This is a genomic window from Microbacterium faecale, from assembly GCF_014640975.1.
GTDB classification, from domain to species: domain Bacteria; phylum Actinomycetota; class Actinomycetes; order Actinomycetales; family Microbacteriaceae; genus Microbacterium; species Microbacterium faecale.
On sequence record NZ_BMHO01000001.1, the window covers coordinates 2090100 to 2108495 of the forward strand.

16 protein-coding genes, 1 tRNA gene and 1 other RNA gene are annotated in these 18396 nt (G+C 68.2%); 9 read left to right on the top strand and 9 right to left on the bottom strand.

Going from position 1 to position 18396, the window contains the following annotated elements; translation table 11 throughout:
• Positions 1–2: 2 nt before the first annotated feature.
• Positions 3–2366 carry an ATP-binding cassette domain-containing protein gene (locus tag IEW87_RS09855; RefSeq protein WP_188712055.1) on the bottom strand — a complete coding sequence of 788 codons (2364 nt, stop codon included), beginning with the start codon at positions 2364–2366 and terminating at the stop codon, positions 3–5.
• A gap of 68 nt (positions 2367–2434) precedes the next feature.
• Between IEW87_RS09855 and IEW87_RS09860 the strand changes: the two genes are divergently transcribed.
• Positions 2435–3358 carry an AEC family transporter gene (locus IEW87_RS09860; RefSeq protein WP_188712056.1) on the top strand — a complete coding sequence of 308 codons (924 nt, stop codon included), beginning with the start codon at positions 2435–2437 and terminating at the stop codon, positions 3356–3358.
• Here the strand turns inward: IEW87_RS09860 and IEW87_RS09865 are convergent.
• From IEW87_RS09865 to IEW87_RS09885, 5 genes are all read right to left on the bottom strand, one after another.
• A complete protein-coding gene (locus IEW87_RS09865) occupies positions 3275–3952 on the bottom strand; it encodes a DedA family protein (RefSeq protein WP_229731077.1) in 678 nt (225 codons plus the stop codon). The two genes, IEW87_RS09860 and IEW87_RS09865, sit on opposite strands and share 84 nt — an antisense overlap.
• Before the next feature lie 29 nt (positions 3953–3981).
• Positions 3982–5268 carry an acyltransferase family protein gene (locus tag IEW87_RS09870; protein ID WP_188712058.1) on the bottom strand — a complete coding sequence of 429 codons (1287 nt, stop codon included), beginning with the start codon at positions 5266–5268 and terminating at the stop codon, positions 3982–3984.
• A gap of 111 nt (positions 5269–5379) precedes the next feature.
• Positions 5380–6060: a response regulator gene (locus IEW87_RS09875; protein ID WP_188712059.1), complete on the bottom strand. Its 681-nt coding sequence runs from the start codon at positions 6058–6060 to the stop codon at positions 5380–5382.
• The gene (locus IEW87_RS09880) at positions 6057–7316 is read right to left on the bottom strand and encodes a sensor histidine kinase (protein ID WP_188712060.1); all 1260 of its coding nucleotides are present in this window, start codon (positions 7314–7316) and stop codon (positions 6057–6059) included. Before IEW87_RS09880 ends, IEW87_RS09875 begins: the two co-directional genes overlap by 4 nt.
• Before the next feature lie 149 nt (positions 7317–7465).
• Complete coding sequence (locus tag IEW87_RS09885) at positions 7466–8236, bottom strand: SDR family oxidoreductase (RefSeq protein WP_188712061.1); 771 nt, start codon at positions 8234–8236, stop codon at positions 7466–7468.
• A 106-nt stretch (positions 8237–8342) separates the two neighbouring features.
• On the opposite strand from IEW87_RS09885, the gene IEW87_RS09890 reads away from it, so the two are divergent.
• From IEW87_RS09890 to ppgK, 3 genes are all read left to right on the top strand, one after another.
• Positions 8343–9128, top strand: a complete 786-nt coding sequence (locus IEW87_RS09890; RefSeq protein ID WP_188712062.1) for a glycerophosphodiester phosphodiesterase family protein — start codon at positions 8343–8345, stop codon at positions 9126–9128.
• A 178-nt stretch (positions 9129–9306) separates the two neighbouring features.
• On the top strand, positions 9307–9699 hold the full coding sequence (locus tag IEW87_RS09895; protein WP_188712063.1) for an RNA polymerase-binding protein RbpA: 393 nt from the start codon (positions 9307–9309) through the stop codon (positions 9697–9699).
• Positions 9700–9719: 20 nt separating this feature from the next.
• Positions 9720–10475 (top strand): polyphosphate--glucose phosphotransferase, encoded by a 756-nt coding sequence (ppgK, locus tag IEW87_RS09900; protein ID WP_188712064.1) that lies wholly within the window; start codon positions 9720–9722, stop codon positions 10473–10475.
• Between the two features lie 151 nt (positions 10476–10626).
• On the opposite strand, the gene rnpB is transcribed toward ppgK, so the two are convergent.
• The 3 genes from rnpB to IEW87_RS09915 form a co-directional block, all read right to left on the bottom strand.
• Positions 10627–10985, bottom strand: an RNA gene (gene rnpB, locus IEW87_RS09905) — RNase P RNA component class A.
• 28 nt (positions 10986–11013) lie between these two features.
• Positions 11014–11745: a zinc ribbon domain-containing protein gene (locus tag IEW87_RS09910; RefSeq protein ID WP_188712065.1), complete on the bottom strand. Its 732-nt coding sequence runs from the start codon at positions 11743–11745 to the stop codon at positions 11014–11016.
• Position 11746: 1 nt separating this feature from the next.
• Positions 11747–11819 (bottom strand) — tRNA-Val (locus IEW87_RS09915).
• Between the two features lie 166 nt (positions 11820–11985).
• Between IEW87_RS09915 and aceE the strand changes: the two genes are divergently transcribed.
• The 5 genes from aceE (at position 11986) to IEW87_RS09940 (ending at position 18355) form a co-directional block, all read left to right on the top strand.
• Positions 11986–14715: a pyruvate dehydrogenase (acetyl-transferring), homodimeric type gene (aceE, locus tag IEW87_RS09920; protein ID WP_188712066.1), complete on the top strand. Its 2730-nt coding sequence runs from the start codon at positions 11986–11988 to the stop codon at positions 14713–14715.
• A gap of 61 nt (positions 14716–14776) precedes the next feature.
• Positions 14777–16003 (top strand): PucR family transcriptional regulator, encoded by a 1227-nt coding sequence (locus IEW87_RS09925; protein ID WP_229731079.1) that lies wholly within the window; start codon positions 14777–14779, stop codon positions 16001–16003.
• A gap of 78 nt (positions 16004–16081) precedes the next feature.
• Positions 16082–17005 carry an ACP S-malonyltransferase gene (locus IEW87_RS09930; protein ID WP_229731080.1) on the top strand — a complete coding sequence of 308 codons (924 nt, stop codon included), beginning with the start codon at positions 16082–16084 and terminating at the stop codon, positions 17003–17005.
• Positions 17006–17028: 23 nt separating this feature from the next.
• Positions 17029–18030, top strand: coding sequence for a beta-ketoacyl-ACP synthase III (locus IEW87_RS09935; protein WP_188712068.1), 1002 nt, complete (start codon positions 17029–17031; stop codon positions 18028–18030).
• A 79-nt stretch (positions 18031–18109) separates the two neighbouring features.
• Entirely contained in the window at positions 18110–18355 is a 246-nt protein-coding gene (locus IEW87_RS09940) for an acyl carrier protein (protein ID WP_188712069.1), read from the top strand.
• The last annotated feature ends 41 nt before the right edge of the window (positions 18356–18396 follow it).

Below are 18396 nucleotides of genomic sequence, written 5' to 3' on the forward strand. Positions count from 1 at the left end.
CCTCAGGCCACATATTCCGCGAGGTGCTCGCCGGTGACAGTGGAACGCGACGCGACGAGGTCAGCGGGCGTGCCCTCGAACACGACCCTCCCGCCGTCGTTTCCCGCGCCCGGACCCATGTCGACGATCCAGTCGGCGTGCGCCATGACCGCCTGGTGGTGCTCGATCACGATGACCGACGAGCCCTGATCGACGAGACGATCCAGCATCGCGAGCAGGTGTTCGACGTCGGCAAGGTGCAGGCCCGTTGTCGGCTCGTCCAGCACGTACACCTCCGCGCCGTCGGCCATCTGCACGGCGAGCTTCAGCCGTTGGCGTTCGCCACCCGAGAGCGTGTTCAGCGACTGTCCGAGCGTGATGTACCCCAGCCCCACGTCGACGAGACGGCGGAGGATCTTCGCGGCCGCCGGCACCTTGGCCTCGCCGTCGGCGAAGAACTCCATCGCCCCCACCGCCGACAGGTCGAACACGTCGGCGATCGACTTGCCGCCGAGCGTGTATTCGAGCACCTCGGCCATGAAGCGCCGCCCACCGCAGTCCTCGCACATCGTCGTGACGCCCTGCATGAAGCCGAACTCCGTCGTGATCGTGCCGTTTCCCTTGCACGTCGGGCAGGCGCCCTCGCTGTTCGCGCTGAACAGGGCCGGTTTCACGTCGTTCGCCTTCGCGAACGCCTTTCGGACCGGCTCCAGCAACCCCGTATACGTCGCGGGGTTGCTGCGCGAGGATCCCTTGATGGCGGTCTGGTCGACGAAGACGACGCCGTCCCGTTCTGCCACCTGATCGGCGATGAGCGAGCTCTTCCCGGATCCCGCGACCCCGGTCAGCGCGACAAGCACGCCCGCCGGGAGGTCGACGTCCACGTCGCGGAGGTTGTTCGCGCTCGCGCCGCGCACCTCGATGGTGCCGCTCGGCGTCCGCACCTCCGGCTTCAGGCGCGCTCGATCGTCCAAGTGCCGCCCGGTGACCGTGTCGGACGAGCGCAATTCGTCCACAGTGCCCTCGAAGCAGACCGTGCCGCCGTCCGCGCCCGCGCCCGGTCCGATGTCGACAACGTGGTCCGCGATCCGGATCGTCTCGGGTTTGTGCTCTACGACGAGCACGGTGTTGCCCTTGTCACGCAGCTGTCGTAACAACGCATTCATGCGCTCGATGTCGTGCGGATGCAGGCCAGCCGTCGGCTCGTCGAAGATGTACGTCACGTCCGTCAGCGGTGAACCGAGGTGCTTGATCATCTTCAGCCGTTGCGCCTCACCGCCCGACAGGGTGCTCGCCGCGCGATCGAGCGACAGGTATCCCAGACCGATGTCGACGAACGAGGCGAGCAGCTCGTCGAGGGCCTCGAGGAGCGTTGCCGCCCCTGGCTCGTCGAGGGACCGGACCCAGGTGAGCAGGTCGCTGATCTGCATCGCGCAGCAGTCGGCAATGTTCGTGCCGTCGATGCGAGATGAGCGGGCCGGCTCCGCGAGCCGGGTGCCGCCGCACGCGGGGCACGGTTGGAACGCGACGGCGCGGTCGACGAAGGCGCGGATGTGCGGCTGCAGCTGCTCGCGATCCTTCGTCAGCATCGACTGCTGCACCTGCGGCACGAGTCCGCGGTAGGTCATGTTCGTTCCGCCGATCTTCACCTTCGTCGCGTCGCGATGCAGGAAGTCGTCGAGTTCCTGTCGTGTGAATTCGCCCACGGGCTTGTCCGCGTCGAAGAAGCCCGATTCGGCGTAGAAGCGCACACTCCATCCGCCGACCTTGTAGCCGGGCACGAGGATGGCGCCGTCGTTGATCGACAGCGTGGCGTCGTAGAGCTGGGTGAGATCGAGGTCACTCACCCTGCCCGTTCCGTCGCACCCCGGGCACATCCCGCCGAGGACGTTGAACTCGGCGCGTTGACGCTTCGTGTTTCCGGCCCGTTCAACGAGGATCGCGCCCGATGCCTTCACGCTCGGGGTGTTGAACGAGAACGCGTTCGGCGGACCGATCTGCGGGTCGCCCGTACGGCTGAAGAGCATGCGCAGCAGAGCGTTCGCATCGCTCGCCGTGCCCACCGTCGAGCGGATATTCGCTCCCAGTCGCTCCTGATCCACGAGGATCGCGGTCGTCAGGCCCTCCAGGCCATCCACCTCGGGGCGCGCCAGCTGCGGGAGGAAACCCTGCGCGAACGCACTGTACGTCTCGTTGATCATCCGCTGCGACTCGCTCGCGATCGTGCCGAACGCGAGCGAGCTCTTCCCGGATCCCGACACCCCCGTGAACACCGTCAGCCGCCGCTTCGGCAGATCGAGGTCCACTCCCTTGAGGTTGTTCTCTCGCGCACCCCGCACGCGGATCATGTCGTGTGCGTCGGCGGGGTGCAGCTGCGTGTCGGTCATGGAAACGATCGTGGCACGCGCGGACGATAGATTGAACCCATGTCGACCACGGATTGCGCGAGCGCCCCGTGATCGACGTCCTCACCGGCTTCGCCGTCGTCGCCGTCGCGATCATCACGGGCTACGTCATCGGGCGGATCGACCTGCTGGGCGAGAACGGCAGCGCGATCCTCGGTCGGTTGTCGTTCTTCGTCCTCAATCCATTCCTCATGTTCGTCGTGCTGAGCGACGCCGACGTGGAGATGCTCTTCTCGTCACTCCTGCCCGCATCGGCCGCGGCGGCATTCGCGGTGATGGTGGTCTACGGGCTCATCGCGAAGTTCGTCTGGCGCCGGAGTTGGGGCGACACGACCGTGGGCATGCTCTCGGCCGGTCAGGTCAATGGCAACAACGTCGGCATCCCTATCTCCACCTACCTGCTCGGCAATGCGGCGTACTCCGCCCCGATCATCCTGATGCAGCAGATCGTCTTCATGCCCCTCACGCTCGCGGTCCTCGATACGCTCTCCAACGGATCCTCGCGCGGATGGAAGGCGATCGCACGCGTCTTCCGCAACCCGATGATCATCGGATCCCTGCTGGGGCTCGCCGTGGCGCTGTCGGGTCTCACGGTCCCGCCGTTGATCTACGAGCCTCTCGCGCTCGTGGCGAACGCCGCTGTGCCGATCATCCTCATCAGCTTCGGCATGTCGCTGCATGGCCAGCGGGTGCTCACAGTTCGCGGACACCGGCGGGACGCGCTCTTCGCGACGGCCCTCAAGCTCGCGGGCATGCCGTTAGCGGCATACTTCCTCGGTCGGTTCCTGTTCGACCTGGATCCGCATGCGCTGCTGGTCGTCGTCGTGCTCGCCGCACTCCCCACGGCCCAGAACGTCTTCAACGTCGCCCAGCGTTACGGAATTGGCTACTTACTCAGTCGCGACGCTGTCTTCCTCACGACTGTCGGCTGTGTCCCGGTACTGTTCGTCGCTGCCCTCGCGCTCGGGACCTGAGGTCGCGCGCTGGCGCCGACGACGCAGCACGCTGAGGACGCGATCGACCGCGATACCAATGGCGATTGCGAGGACGACACCCACGATCATCCCAAGAATCGGGTTGTCCCCGAACAGGCGGCCGGCGAAGGCTCCCACCACGACCGAGTAGAGCGACCACGCGATGCCCGCCGCGAGCGACAGCATGATGAATCGACGTCGGGGGTAGCCCACCGCACCCGCCGTGAGGTTCACCGCGACACGGCCGACGGGAATGTATCGCGCGACGAAGATCGCGGAGGCACCACCGCGTTCGAAGCCTCGTGCCGCCGATGCGAGAGCGGCCTGCGCACGGCGCCCGCGCATCCATCGGAACTGGCGGCGACCTGCGGCGCGCCCGACGAGGTAGGTGAGGTTGTCGCCGGTGAAGGCACCGGCCGCCGCGGCGAAGGCGATCAGGATCCAGTCGGGGCTGCCGGTCGAGGCGCTGAGTGCGGCGGCGCCCACGATGACGGTTTCGCTGGGAACCGGGGGAAACACGCCGTCGAGCGTCGCGAACGCGAACACGATCGCATAGATCCATGGGGACGCTGCAAGCGCCAGGGCTGCGTCCAAGATGACATCCACAAGAACAATCCTTCCGATTACGCGGCGAGGGCGGGATCCGGGTGGCCAACGGGCTGCGCGGGGGTTTTCCCCCGCTCGCGGGCGGGCGCGCGGATGATGCGGAGCGCTCCGAGGCCGAGCGCAACCGAGATGACAGCGGATCCGACGTCGAGACCCAGAACGAACAGCACCGCGATGCTCGCTACCGCAAGGGCGGATCCGATGGCCGCGCGAACAGCGGTGACGGATCCGGAGGCGCCGACCCCGAGGCGAGGCGCGAGAGCGCAGAGGACGAGCGCGAGCGCGCCGACGGCGACGAACCAGGCTGGCCTCGTGGCCCACCACGCGGGGTCATACAGCGGAATCAGATCAACGTCCGCGACGAGGGCGAACGCGACGAGACCGCCCGCAAGAAGCACGATCGCGGGCATGTGCCAGAGGTAGATGCCCATGGCCCGACGCCCCACCGCCTCGGTCACGGCGGCCGGTGCGCCGTGCGAGGCGATCCGCCGCAGCGCCGGCTGCGCGAGGGAGAACAGGCTCACCTGCGCGACACCGAGCAGAACGAGCGCGATCGTCGGCGGGTTGAGGTTGACGTACATGTCGGGAGAGAACACGCCGACGGCCGCCAGGATTCCGGTTGTCATGAGTGCGGCGCCCGCCACGGTGACGCGTGCGCGAGCCGTTGCCCGTGCGAACCGGCCGTCGGCGAGGAAGAATCCGAGCTGCTGGATCACGAGCCACACGAGCGCGAGGTTCGCGTATCCGACCGCCTCGATGCCGGTGCTGAGACGGGTGATGTCGACTGCGAGCACCCCGGCCGAGAGTGCGATGATCGTCAGCCCCGGGCGCCGCTCGTGCGCGGCGAGAAGGGCAGGCACAAGAGTCTGCACCAGCAGGAAAACACCGAGGAACCACAGGGGCTGCGAGATACGGAACCCCGCCTCGACCAGGAGCTCCGACGGCACACCGAGCGCGCGCAGGGAAGCGAGACCGAGCGCGGTAACCGCGACGGCGACGATGCCGGGCGGCAGGAGACGGCGGACGCGACTCGCCGCGAATCCGGCCGCGGTCCCACCGGTGCTACGCCAGCGACGGAACGCGACGGCACCGGTCACTCCCCCGGCGATGAAGAACAGCGGCATGATCTGGACGAGCCACGAGGCCGGCCAGAACCAGGGCTGCTCGAGCGCGTTGACCAGGGCGACCTCGCCGCCGGAGACGACGACGCCCGCCATCGTCGCATGGAGGGCGACGACGACGATCGTGCAGACGGCGCGCAGCAGGTCGATGCTGGTGTCGCGAGCGGGTGCGGGGGCGGTCATGGTGGTCCTTCCGGTGAGCGAACACCGAAAAGATATGTCGACGGTTCATCCCTTGGCGTCCCCCGCCGGGGTGATTCGACCCCCTACGGCGGGGTGATACTGCGATGCGCGTCAGGCCGGAGCAACGAGGCCCGCGTCGTACGCCGTGATCACGAGTTGTACGCGGTCGCGCGCCGGCAGTTTCTGCAGCAGCCTGCTGACGTGCGTCTTCACCGTCTGCTCGCCGATGAACAGCTCGGCGGCGATCTCGGAGTTGGACAGACCGCGCCCCACCTCCGTCAGCACCTCGCGTTCGCGCTCCGTGAGCGCGTTCAGGTGCAGCGCCGCGCGCGAGGGTGAGTCGTCTCGAGACGTCGCGAAGCGCTCGATGAGACGACGCGTGACGCTCGGGGCGAGGAGCGCCTCCCCCGCGGCGATGACACGGACAGCGTGCGCCAGCTCGTCGGGCAGCGCGTCCTTGAGGAGGAACCCGCTCGCGCCAGCCTGGAGCGCCTCGTGGACGTATTCGTCGATGTCGAAGGTCGTGAGCATGAGCACGCGCGGGACGTGCGGAAGGGGCCGCTCTGGCTGCAGGATCTGCTGCGTAGCGCCGATGCCGTCGAGCTCCGGCATTCGCACGTCCATGAGGACGACGTCGGGGCGCAATTCGCGGGCGAGGCGGACCGCCTCGCTGCCGTTCTCGGCCTGACCGATCACGCGGATGTCGCCCTGGGCGTCCAGCAGCGCCGCGAATCCCGCGCGGACCATGGCCTGGTCGTCGGCGATCATGACGGTGATGCTGTCCGCGGTCATCGGCGGGGCTCCTGTTCGGGGGTCGTTGCGGAAAGCGGGAGGCTCGCCGAGACGCGGAAGCCGCCAGCCGGAGTCGGACCGGCCTGAAAGGATCCTCCCAGAAGGCTGGCACGTTCGCGCATCCCGACGAGGCCGTGCCCGGTCTCTCCCGCGCGTGACGACGGATCCCTGGTCGCCGCATCGTTCTGGATTTCGACCAGCAGCGCGCCGTCGATCGCACCGACAGAGACCTGGATCGCGGCGCCCGGTGCGTGCCGCACGGCGTTGCTGATCGCCTCCTGCACGATGCGGAACGCGGCGATCGCGACCGTCGTCGGCGCGGGTGGTGGCTCGGGCATGTCGAGCCGGATCCGCGCTCCGGCCCGTTCGGTCTCGGCGACGATTCGCGTGATGTCCGCGAGAGTGGGCTGGGGGGCGCGTTCCGCCGATTCGTCATCACCGCGAAGGGCGCTGAGCAGACTACGCATCTCCTGCAGCGATGTGCGCGCGGCCCGCGCGATATCGGCGAACTCCTCCGTCGCGCGGTCGCCGAGGTCCGGCACGCGGTAGGGCGCGGAGGTCGCCTGGACCTGGATGAGGGATAGGCCATGCGCCACGACGTCGTGGAGCTCTCGAGCGATACGTTGACGCTCCTCGGCGACGAGCCTCCGCTCCGTCTCAGCCTCGGTGACCGCGCGTTCCCGCGTCAGCTGCCCGGCGATCCGAATGCGGTCGGACAGCAACGCACCGACACCAGCCGCGATCGCGCCGAGCGACACCGCGACGATCCAGGTCGCGAGCGACCGCGAGGATATTTCGGAAACCGCTGGCACGGAGATCGCAATCGCCGGCACCAGGTAGGCCGCGAGCCCCTGCTTCCAGCCGTGGATCGCCCACGCTCCGACGACGAGCACGACGAACGCGATCATGCCGGTCACGTGCCATGGCCACGGCAGCCACAGTGCCGGAATGAGCAGCGCCGTCACGGCTCCCGCAGCGGCGAACACGATGATCGACGGCCAGGGAAACCGCGCCAGGGCGACGAGTGCCGCCGACTGCAGGGCGGGGAGGAGGAGCGCGCCGATCAGAGGAAGGCCATAAGCGACCGCCTGCACCGGTGCCGCGACTGCGTACAGCACGACGGCTACGATCGAGCTGCCCACGTACCAGGCCGTCGTCGGGTGCTCCGTGAGCCACGAACGTACCCGCGAGCGTCGGCTCCGATTGGCACCCGCGGGTGCGGAACCGGTGCGCGAGGGAACGGCGGAACGAGGCATGTCGTGATCGTGCCACTCTCCGGTGTCGTGCGCATCACCCTGTGGAGGGATTGTCCGGGCGCGGTGCTCCCGAGGGGTCCTGAACGGCGTCAGTCGGTCGCAGTGGACCCTGACACGTCGCCGCAGATGAGCGCCGTGTCAGCCGAAGCTCACTCGATCGGTGCGAAGCTCGACACGTCGCCGCAGATGCGCTCGTTGTGCGGCGGGACCTCCTCCACCGCGGCCTTGACGATCTCGGCAGCGAACTCGGCGACGTTCAGCAGCGAGCCGGCCTCCTCGCGGCGCTGGTCGATCGCTCCCGGGTTCAGACGGTTCAGCAGTGTCGCGGTGATCGTGCCCTCGATCATGTCGGCCGAGACGACGACGAACTCGATGTCCTGATCGGCGAGCGACGGGATCCGCTCGCGCAGTGCGTCTTCGCCCGCGCGCTTCGACAACGCAACCGGCTCGTACTCGGGCATCGTCGGCGTCGTGCGGATGAAGTGAGCCTGGTGGCTCGTGACGAACACGACGCGCGAGCCGGCGGGCATCAGCGGAATCGCCTTCTCGAGCGTCGAGACCTGTGCGTCGCGATTGAGACGCATCGCGTAGTCCTCGCCCATGTTCTGCTCCATGCCGCCCGAGGCGTTGAGAAAAAGCAAGTCGATTCCGCCGAACACGTCCTTGACGGCGCCCATCATCGAGTCCACCGAGTCGCCGTCCGTGAGGTCGGCACCCACCACGAGCGTGCTTGTGCCGAACTCCTCGTGAAGCTGGGCCGCGAGCTTCTCCGCGCGCGGCGCCTTGCTGCGGTAGTTGATCACGACGTTCGCGCCGGCCGCAGCGAGGAAGCGCGCAGTGTCGGCGCCGACACCGCGGGAGGAACCGGTCACGAGCGCGGTCTTGCCTTCGAGGGATCCGGCGGGAATCGGGGTCGACACGTGGTACTCCTGTGGTCGTGCGGAAGGGGCCGTTCGAGCCTATAACGCGCCGGTCCCGCGGCGAAGCCGAGCGTTCATGCGGGGAGCCGGTGATACGTTCCGGACCATGGCGAACGCACCCCACCCGTACTTCGCACGCACCGCCCACCCCCGGATCCTCGCCCACCGCGGGCTCGTCACCGACGAGATGCATCGTGACGGTATCGCCGAGAACACGATCGCCGCTTTCGCGGCCGCCGACGCCGCCGGCGCGGCCTACATCGAGTCCGACTGCCGCATCACCGCCGACGACGTCGTCGTCCTCTGTCACGACGACGACCTCTCGCGAGTCGCCGGGGATCCGCGCGCCGTCGCCGAGATGTCGCTCGCGCAGCTGGAGACGGTGATGGCGTCGCGCGGCGGCCTCGCGACCCTCGAGCAGGCGCTCGATGCCTTCCCCGACGCGCGCTTCAACATCGACGTGAAGGTGGACGAGGCCGCCGAACGGGCCGGGCGGATCGTGGGCCCCGAAGCGCACCGCGTTCTCCTCACGAGCTTCTCCGACCCGCGACGTCGCGCCGCTCTGCGGTCTGCGCGCAACGCGGGTGGAGCTCCCGCGACCTCCCCCGGCCGCGCGACGATCAGCATGCTCGTCGCCCTCACGCGCGGACCGGCGCCGGCCGCCGTGATCCGGCGCGCGCTGCGCGGCATCGACGCCGTCCAGGTCCCCGAGAATCACGGGCGGATCCGCGTGCTCACCCCCCGCTTCATCGACGCCGTACATGCCGCGGGCGCGGAGGTCCACGTGTGGACCGTCAACGACCCGGATGACATGCGCCGCCTCATTGATCTCGGCGTCGACGGTATCGTCACCGATCGGGCCGACCTCGCGCTCGACGTGCGCGGCGACTGACCGGCCGCACCTCCCCCGTTGACCCCACTCGACGGGCACGCTACGTTTCGCGGAAGGAGGTGTCGTTCGATCGCTCGATGGACTGAGCATCTGCTGGGAAGGCGAGGCGCTTCGCGCCGTTTCGGATGATCCGCCCAGCGCCGTTCGTTAGACCTAGAGACGAAGAGAGGACACGAACATGGCAGATCGCAGCCTGCGCGGAATCAGACTCGGAGCCCAGAGCCTGCAGAGCGAAGAGGGCGTCGTGTTCATGGAGCGCGAAGACCACACCTACCTCTGCAGCTTGTGCGGCCGAGAGACCGTGTTGACATTCGCCGCCGACGCTGAGGCCCCCGCTTCCTGGGAGTGCCGTACCTGCGGCGGAGAGGCCATCCTGCAGACGCCGAAGGGCGCCGCGGAGGTCGACCGCTCCGGTGAGAAGGCGGCACGTACGCACTGGGACATGCTTCTGGAGCGACGCTCCGAGGAGGAGCTCGAGCAGCTTCTGTCCGAGCGTCTCGAGTACATCCGCGAGCGACGTGGTGAGGGCGACGACCCGACCAAGGACGCGCGTGACAAGAGGAGTGCGTAACTCCCCGTAAACTGGTGCGCATGACGAATGCACCTGCGCGCGCCATTGGGATTGATATCGGCGGCACCGGCATGAAGGCCGGGGTCGTCGATCTTGCTGAGGGGGCGTTGGTCGGCGACCGCGTCCGGATCCCGACACCCGAGGGCGCCCTGCCGCGCGACGTCCTCGAGACGGCACGGCAACTCGTCGAACTGCTCGGCGACGACGCGCGCGACCTGCCGATCGGGGTGTGCTTCCCGGCGATCGTGAAGGACGGCATCACGCTGTCGGCCGCGAACGTGTCGGTCGAGTGGATCGGGCTCGACGCCGACGACCTCTTCGGCAAGGCGCTCGGACGCGACATTCACTTCGTGAACGACGCCGATGCCGCGGGCCTCGCGGAGGCGAAGTTCGGCGCCGCCAGAGACCAGGCGGGCCTGACGATCATGACGACGCTCGGAACCGGCATCGGCTCGGCGTTCCTCTACAACGGCGTGCTCGTGCCCAACACCGAGCTCGGCCACCTGCAGTGGGACGGCGAGAGCATCGAGCGATACGCCTCGGCCTCCGCTCGCGAACGCGGCGACATCCCGTGGGATGAGTGGAGCGCGCGCCTGCAGAAGTTCTTCGCACACGTCGAGTTCCTCTTCTCTCCGGACCTGATCGTCGTCGGCGGCGGCGTATCGAAGAACCCCGAGAAGTTCTTGCCGGGCATCGAGACGCGCGCGCCGATCGTAACGGCCGTGCACCGCAACAACTCGGGCATCATCGGCGCCGCCAGCCTCGTCCTGACCTGACCGGCGGCGCTGGGCTGCGCCGGGCGCGCGCTGACCGGCGACAACGCAGCGAAGCCATTCTCGTGCAGGGCGTGCCTCGCCAGGCGGCAGGAGGGAAGCGCACCGGGCGTGCGCTGACCGACGACAACGCAGCGAGGCGCGTCCTGCGGCGCGAATGGGCCGGCCTGTACGCCGGGTTCTGTCTGGGGTGTCGCCACCCCTGGACGGCCATCTATCTCGGCGACACGTTGCCGTGCCGCTCCAGCAACCTACCCGGGGACTCGGCGGGCCGCCTTGTCATCCCCTGTTGGTCTTGCTCCGGGCGAGGTTTACCCAGCGAGCCGCGTCGCCGCGGCCCCTGGTGGTCTCTTACACCACCGTTTCACCCTTACCGGCCTTGCGGCCGGCGGTCTGCTTTCTGTTGCACTTTCTCGCGGATTTCTCCGGGTGGGTGTTACCCACCGCCCTGCCCTGTGGAGCCCGGACGTTCCTCGGCGCGCTCACGCGCGACGCGACCGCCCGGCCGACCCATTCGCTGTGGTCCAGTGTACGGGGCGCGTCAGAGTCCGGATTCCGCGGTGCGGACGAGGATGCAGGAGCACTCGGGGCAGTGCACGATCTCGTCGTCGGCTGTGCGCGCGATCTGCGCGAGGTCGTTCGGGGAGAGCGTCATCGTGCAGCCGCCGCAGGTGCCGCGGTGAAGGAGGCCCGCTCCCGCTGTGCGCTTCGCGATCCGCTGGTAGTCCGTCAGCAGAGCCTCGGGGATCTTCGCCGTGATCTCGGCGCGATCGCTCGACAGGCTCGCGACCTCCGTCGCCGCCGATTCGACCGCGGTCTTGCCCTCCGCGCTGAGACGACGCCCCTCGTCGGTCGTCTCCTCGAGCTGACGCTGCTGGTCAGCGAGATCCGCCTCGGCGACCTGGAGGTCCTCCATGAGCTCGAGCTCCCGCGTCTCGAGCTTGTCGATCCGTGCGGCGAGCGACGCGATCTCGGTCTCGAGTGCGCGCGCGTCGCGAGCGATCGCCGTTGTGCCGAGACGATCGCGGTCGCGCTGCTGTCGCGCCCTCGCCACCTCGATATCGCTCTCGACGCGCTTCAGTTCGACACGCACGTCGTCGCGCAGGTTGGTCTTCTCGACGAGCGCTCGACCCTGCTCGTTGCGCAGCGCGACGAGCTCCTTCACGCGTGCGGCCTGCGGAGGATGGGAACGTGCCGCTTCCGCGCGCTCGAGCGCGCGATCCAGAGCGACGAGGTCGAGCACGAGCAGTTGGTCAGACGGGGTCGCTTTCACGTGGGTCCTGCCGGGATCGAACCGACGACAACCTGGGTGTAAACCAGGTGCTCTACCAGCTGAGCTAAAGACCCGTGCGGCAAGTCTACGCGGATCCGTCGTCGGACGATGGCGCGGGGCACCTGTCACTATCGATAGGCTGGGGGCATACGTGTGCCGGAGCGCGACCACCGCTCGCCGCCCCCGCACCCAGATCCGCATTACCGGGCACGATCTGCCCGCACGACGAAAGGTCACCTCGTGGCAGTTCACGATCAGGATCCGTACTCGCAGGGTGCCGTCGACAGCGACCCCGATGAGACCGCCGAATGGCAGGAGTCTCTCGACCAGCTCGTCGATGCGAAGGGATCGCAGCGCGGTCGCGAGATCATGCTGAGCCTCCTCTCGCGATCGAAGGAGCACCACCTGAACGTGCCGATGGTTCCGACCACGGACTACGTCAACACCATCTCCGCCGAGGACGAGCCCGACTTCCCGGGCGACGAGGACCTCGAGCGCCGCTACCGCCGGTGGATCCGGTGGAACGCCGCGATCACCGTGCACCGCGCGCAGCGTCCCGGCATCGGCGTCGGCGGCCACATCTCGTCCTACGCGTCGGCCGCCGCGCTCTACGAGGTGGGCCACAACCACTTCTTCCGCGGCCTCGACGACAAGGTCGGCGGCGACCAGATCTTCTACCAGGGACACGCCTCCCCCGGTATGTACGCGCGTTCGTTCCTTGAGGGTCGCCTGACCGAGACGCAGCTCGACGGCTTCCGTCAGGAGAAGTCGGCGGCTCCGCACGGCCTGCCCTCGTATCCGCACCCGCGCATGATGCAGGACTTCTGGCAGTTCCCCACCGTGTCGATGGGGCTCGGCCCGATCAACGCCATCTATCAGGCGATGACGAACAAGTACCTCGAGGCGCGCGGCATCAAGCCCGTCGCCGACTCGCACGTGTGGGCCTACCTCGGCGACGGCGAGATGGACGAGGTCGAGTCGCGCGGTCAGCTCCAGGTCGCCGCGAACGAGGGCCTCGACAACCTGACGTTCGTGATCAACTGCAACCTGCAGCGACTCGACGGTCCGGTACGTGGCAACGGCAAGATCATGCAGGAGCTCGAGAGTTTCTTCCGCGGCGCCGGCTGGAACGTCATCAAGGTCGTCTGGGGCCGCGGGTGGGACGAGCTCCTCGCTCGCGACACCGAGGGCGCCCTGCTGAACATCATGAACACGACGCCCGACGGCGACTATCAGACCTTCAAGGCGGAGGACGGCGCCTTCGTGCGCGAGCACTTCTTCGGCCGCGACCCGCGCGCCCTCAAGCTCGTCGAGGACTACACCGACGACCAGGTCTGGGCGCTGCAGCGCGGTGGTCACGACTACCGCAAGGTCTACGCGGCATACAAGTCGGCCATGGAGCACAAGGGACAGCCGACCGTCATCCTCGCCAAGACCATCAAGGGATACGGTCTCGGCCCGCACTTCGAGGGGCGCAACGCGACGCACCAGATGAAGAAGATGACGCTCGACGACCTCAAGCTCTTCCGCGACACGATGCAGATCCCCGTCACGGACAAGCAGCTCGAGGACGACCCGTACCGTCCGCCGTACTACCACCCGGGCGAGAACGACGAGACGATCCAGTACATGCGCGATCGGCGCCATGAGCTCGGTGGATTCCTCCCCGAGCGCCGCGTCACCAACGTCCCGCTCGAACTGCCGAAGGACAAGGACTACGCGCTCCCGAAGAAGGGGTCGGGCAACCAAGAGGTCGCCACGACGATGGCGTTCGTGCGGATGCTCAAGGACCTGATGCGTGTGAAGGGCTTCGGCAACCGCATCGTGCCGATCATCCCGGATGAGGCGCGCACCTTCGGGATGGACTCGTACTTCCCGTCCGCGAAGATCTACAACCCCGCCGGACAGAACTACCTCTCGGTCGACCGCGACCTGCTGCTCGCCTACAAGGAGAGCACCGAGGGTCAGATCATGCACGTCGGCATCAACGAGGCGGGGGCCACGGCAGCGCTCACGGCGACGGGAACGTCGTACTCGACGCACGGTGAGACGCTGATCCCGGTCTACATCTTCTACTCGATGTTCGGCTTCCAGCGCACCGGCGACGCCTTCTGGGCCGCGGGCGACCAGATGGCACGCGGTTTCGTCATCGGCGCCACGGCTGGTCGCACCACGTTGACGGGCGAGGGAACGCAGCACATGGACGGCCACTCGCCGCTCCTCGCGTCGACCAACCCCGCTGTCGTCTCGTACGACCCGGCGTACGGGTATGAGGTCGCGCACATCGTCCAGGCCGGCATCGAGCGCATGTACGGCGGATCGCACCCCGATCCCGACGTCATGTACTACATGACGGTCTACAACGAGCCGTTCAAGCAGCCGGCAGAGCCCGAGGATGTTGACGTCGAGGGCATCGTCCGCGGAATCCACCGCGTCAGCGCAGGCTCGGGCGATGGCCACCGCGTGCAGCTGCTCGCGTCGGGTGTCGGGGTCCCCTGGGCCCTCGAGGCACAGACGCTGCTCAAGGACGACTGGGGCGTCGTCTCGGATGTGTGGTCGGTGACGAGCTGGAACGAGCTGCGCCGCGACGGCCTCGCGTCCGACGAGCACAACTTCCTGCGTCCGAACGAGGAGCCCCGGCGCTCCTACCTCGCGGAGAAGCTCCAGCACGCGGAAGGCCAGCCGTTCATCGCGACGAGCGATTACATGCACGCGGTCCAGGACCAGATCCGCCCGTGGATCCCGGGACCCTACGCGACGCTCGGCGCCGACGGCTTCGGCTTCAGCGACACCCGCCAAGCCGCCCGCCGGTTCTTCAAGATCGATGGTCCCTCGATGGCGGTCCGCGCGCTGCAGCAGCTCGCCGAGCAGGGCAAAATCGATCGCTCCGTCGTCGGCGAGGCTGTCGAGAAGTACCGCCTGCACGACGTCGCGGCGGGCACCTCCGGCAATGGAGGAGGCGACGCCTGATCGATCGACGATCACCGGGGTGGGGCCGCGGCCCCACCCGATCGTCTCGTCAGGACCTGATATGACCGACAGCACACGCGCCACGATGGACAAGCAGGAGACTCTCGCCTGGTTGCGACGGATCGCGGGAGATATCTCGACCGCGACGTTGCGCCGCCTTGAGGATTCGCTTCCCTGGTATGCGGAGATGCCTCCCGGTCGTCGGTCCGCCGTCGGGCTCGTCGCGCAGGCCGGCATCACCTCGTTCATCGAGTGGTACGAGGATCCGTCCGAGGCTCCCACGATCGCCGCCGACATCTTCGCCGCCGCGCCCCGGGAACTGCTGCGCAGCGTGAGCCTGCAGCAGACCCTGCAGCTCGTGCGCGTCACCGTCGATGTCACCGAGGAGAAGATCGCCGGCCGAGGTGACCATCTGCGCGAGGCGATCCTCCTCTACTCGCGTGAAGTCGCCTTCACGGCGGCCGACGTGTATGCCCGCGCGGCCGAGTCTCGCGGCCTGTGGGATGCCCGCCTCGAGGCCCTCGTGGTCGACACGATCCTCACCGGTGAGACCGACGAGGAACTGCCGAGCCGCATCGCCGCCCTCGGCTGGCACGGGCACGGACAGGTGAGCGTGCTCGTGGGCACCACCCCGCCGTCGTTCGACGTGGACCAGGTGCGGCGCCGCGCACGAAAGCTCGGCGTCGACGTGCTTATCGGAGTGCAGGGATCCCGACTCGTGCTCGTGCTCGGCCGCGCCGAGGACCCGGGACAGGACAAGCCCTCGGATGACGAGCAGATGTCGTTCCTCGACATCGCGGGGGCGCTCGAGCCGTTCTTCGGAACGGGGCACCTGGTGCTCGGGCCGACGATGGACGCGCTGGTCGACGCGAGCCGCAGCGCCCGCGCGGCCCTCGCGGGCTTCGCCGTCGCTGCCTCGTGGCGCAGCGCGCCGCGCCCGGTGGAAGCCGACGACCTCCTCCCCGAGCGGGCGTTGGCGGGTGACACGGTCGCCAAGCACACCCTCATCGAGCGCATCTATCGTCCGCTCGAGGGGCACTCGACCGACCTCGTGACGACGCTGTGGAGCTACCTCGACAACGGTCGTTCCCTCGAGGCGACGGCTCGGGAGCTGTTCGTGCACCCCAACACCGTGCGCTATCGCCTCAAGCGAGTGAGCGACGTGATCGGGTGGGACGCGACGGGTCCGCGAGAAGCGCTCATCTTGCAGACCGCTCTCATACTCGGGTCCATCGGATCCTCCGACTTCGTCAAGAAGCGGCAGGCCGCGCGCCGCGCCCGTTCGTGACCTTCACACAATGTCCGGAGTGATTCTTGTAAGGGTGTCGCCAGCCGACGCGTGGCCCGGGCGGGAAGAATGGATCGGGTGATTGTCGCCGCATTCCCCGGACAGGGCTCTCAGACCCCCGGCTTCCTCGCTCCCTGGCTTGAACTCGACGGCGCCGCCGCGCGCCTCGAACGATACGCCGAGGCAGCCGAGCTTGATCTCGTCGCCGCAGGCACCGAGTGGGACGCCGACCGCATCCGCGACACGGCCGTCGCGCAGCCGCTGATCGTCGCCGCCAGCCTCGTGGCATGGCATGCGCTCTCCCCCACCGAACGCGCATCGTTCGCCGGTGTCGCCGGCCACTCGGTGGGCGAGATCGCCGCGCTCGTCGCCGCCGGCGTGATCAGCGACATCGACGGGATGCGGCTGGTCGGAGCTCGCGGGCGCGCCATGGCCGACGCCGCGGCGCTCGAGCAGACGGGAATGTCTGCCGTCATCGGTGGGCGCGAACCAGACGTGCTCGACGCGATCGAGGCTGCGGGCCTCTCCCCCGCAAACCACAACGGCGGCGGCCAGATCGTCGCCGCCGGTGCCTCCGCCGGGCTCGCAGCACTCGCCGAAAACGCGCCGCGCGGCGCCCGCGTGATCGCCCTGCAGGTCGCCGGTGCATTCCACACGCCGTACATGGCCCCCGCCGCAGCCTCTCTGCAGACCGCCGTCGACGCGATCTCGTCCGTGTCGGATCCGCAGCTTCCTCTCTGGACGAACAGCGACGGATCCGTCGTCTCGAGCGGCCAGCGCGCCCTCGAACTCATCGTCCACCAGGTGCAGAACCCTGTGCGCTGGGACCTCTGCATGACGGACTTCGCCGAGCGTGGCATCGCGGCGCTTGTCGAGTTCACGCCCGCGGGCGCGCTCACCGGCCTCGCGAAGCGCGGCCTGCGCGGCGTCCCCGCCGTCGCCCTCAAGACGCCCGACGACCTCGCGACCGCACGCGACCAGCTCGCGGCGACACGCGACTGACCGACGGCTCGGAAAGAGAAGACATGACTGCCGCCCTCAAACAAGCTCCCGTTCACGCGTACACGCGAATCCTCGCGATGGGCGCGTCCCGCGGCGAGAACGCTGTGCCGAATGACGACCTCGTCGGACCGATTGACTCGAGTGACGAATGGATCCGCCAGCGCACGGGCATCGTCACGCGGACACGCGCGAACCACGGCACGACCGCGATCGAGATGGCGACAGACGCCGCGCGCGAAGCCGTTGCGAAGGCGGGCATCGACCCGGCCGAGATCGGTCTCGTGATCGTCGCGACGATCAGCAACCCGCGCCAGTCGCCATCGGTCGCCGCCATCGTCGCGGATGCCATCGGGGCGACGCCCGCGGCAGCCTACGACCAGAATGCTGCGTGCGCCGGGTACTGCTACGGCATCGCGCAGGCCGACGCGCTGATCCGCGCCGGTGCGGCGAAGTACGCGGTCGTGATCGGCGCCGAGAAGCTCAGCGACATCGTGGATCCCACCGATCGCTCGATCTCGTTCCTGCTCGGCGACGGCGCTGGGGCCGCTGTCCTCGGCCCCAGCGATACGCCCGGCGTCTCGGTGTCACAGTGGGGCTCCGATGGGTCGAAGGCGAGCCTCGTCGGCATGAACCACACCCTCACGGAGTTCCGCGACGGCGCGTCGGAGTGGCCGACCCTGCGCCAGGAGGGTCCCAGCGTGTTTCGCTGGGCCGTCTGGGACATGGTGAAGGTCGCGAAGAAGGCGCTCGACGAGGCGGGCGTTGACGTCGCCGACCTCGCCGCCTTCGTTCCGCACCAGGCCAACGGGCGCATCATCGACGAGTTCGCCAAGCAGCTCGGACTGCCGGAATCGGTCGCGATCGCGCGGGACATCGAAACGACCGGCAACACCTCTGCCGCGTCCATCCCGCTGGCGACGCACCGACTGCTCGAAGAGCGCCCAGAACTGTCCGGCGGCCTGTCGCTGCAGATCGGCTTCGGCGCCGGTCTCGTTTATGCCGCACAGGTCGTCGTCCTCCCGTGAGAAACACGCCGTCACCCATAGACTGAGTGACGGTTTCCCGATCCACCCCTTCTACGAACCACGATCAAGGAGAGAATCCATGGCACTGAACAACGACGAGGTCCTCGCTGGCCTGGCGGAACTCATCACGGACGAGACCGGAATCGACGCCGGCGAGGTCGCCCTCGAGAAGTCCTTCACGGACGACCTCGACATCGACTCGATCTCGATGATGACGATCGTCGTCAACGCCGAAGAGAAGTTCGGCGTCACGATCCCTGACGACGAGGTCAAGAACCTCAAGACCGTCAAGGATGCCGTCGACTTCATCACGTCGAACTCCTGAGCGTGTCCGGGGCGTCGCAGGCCTCTCCTGCGACGCCCCGG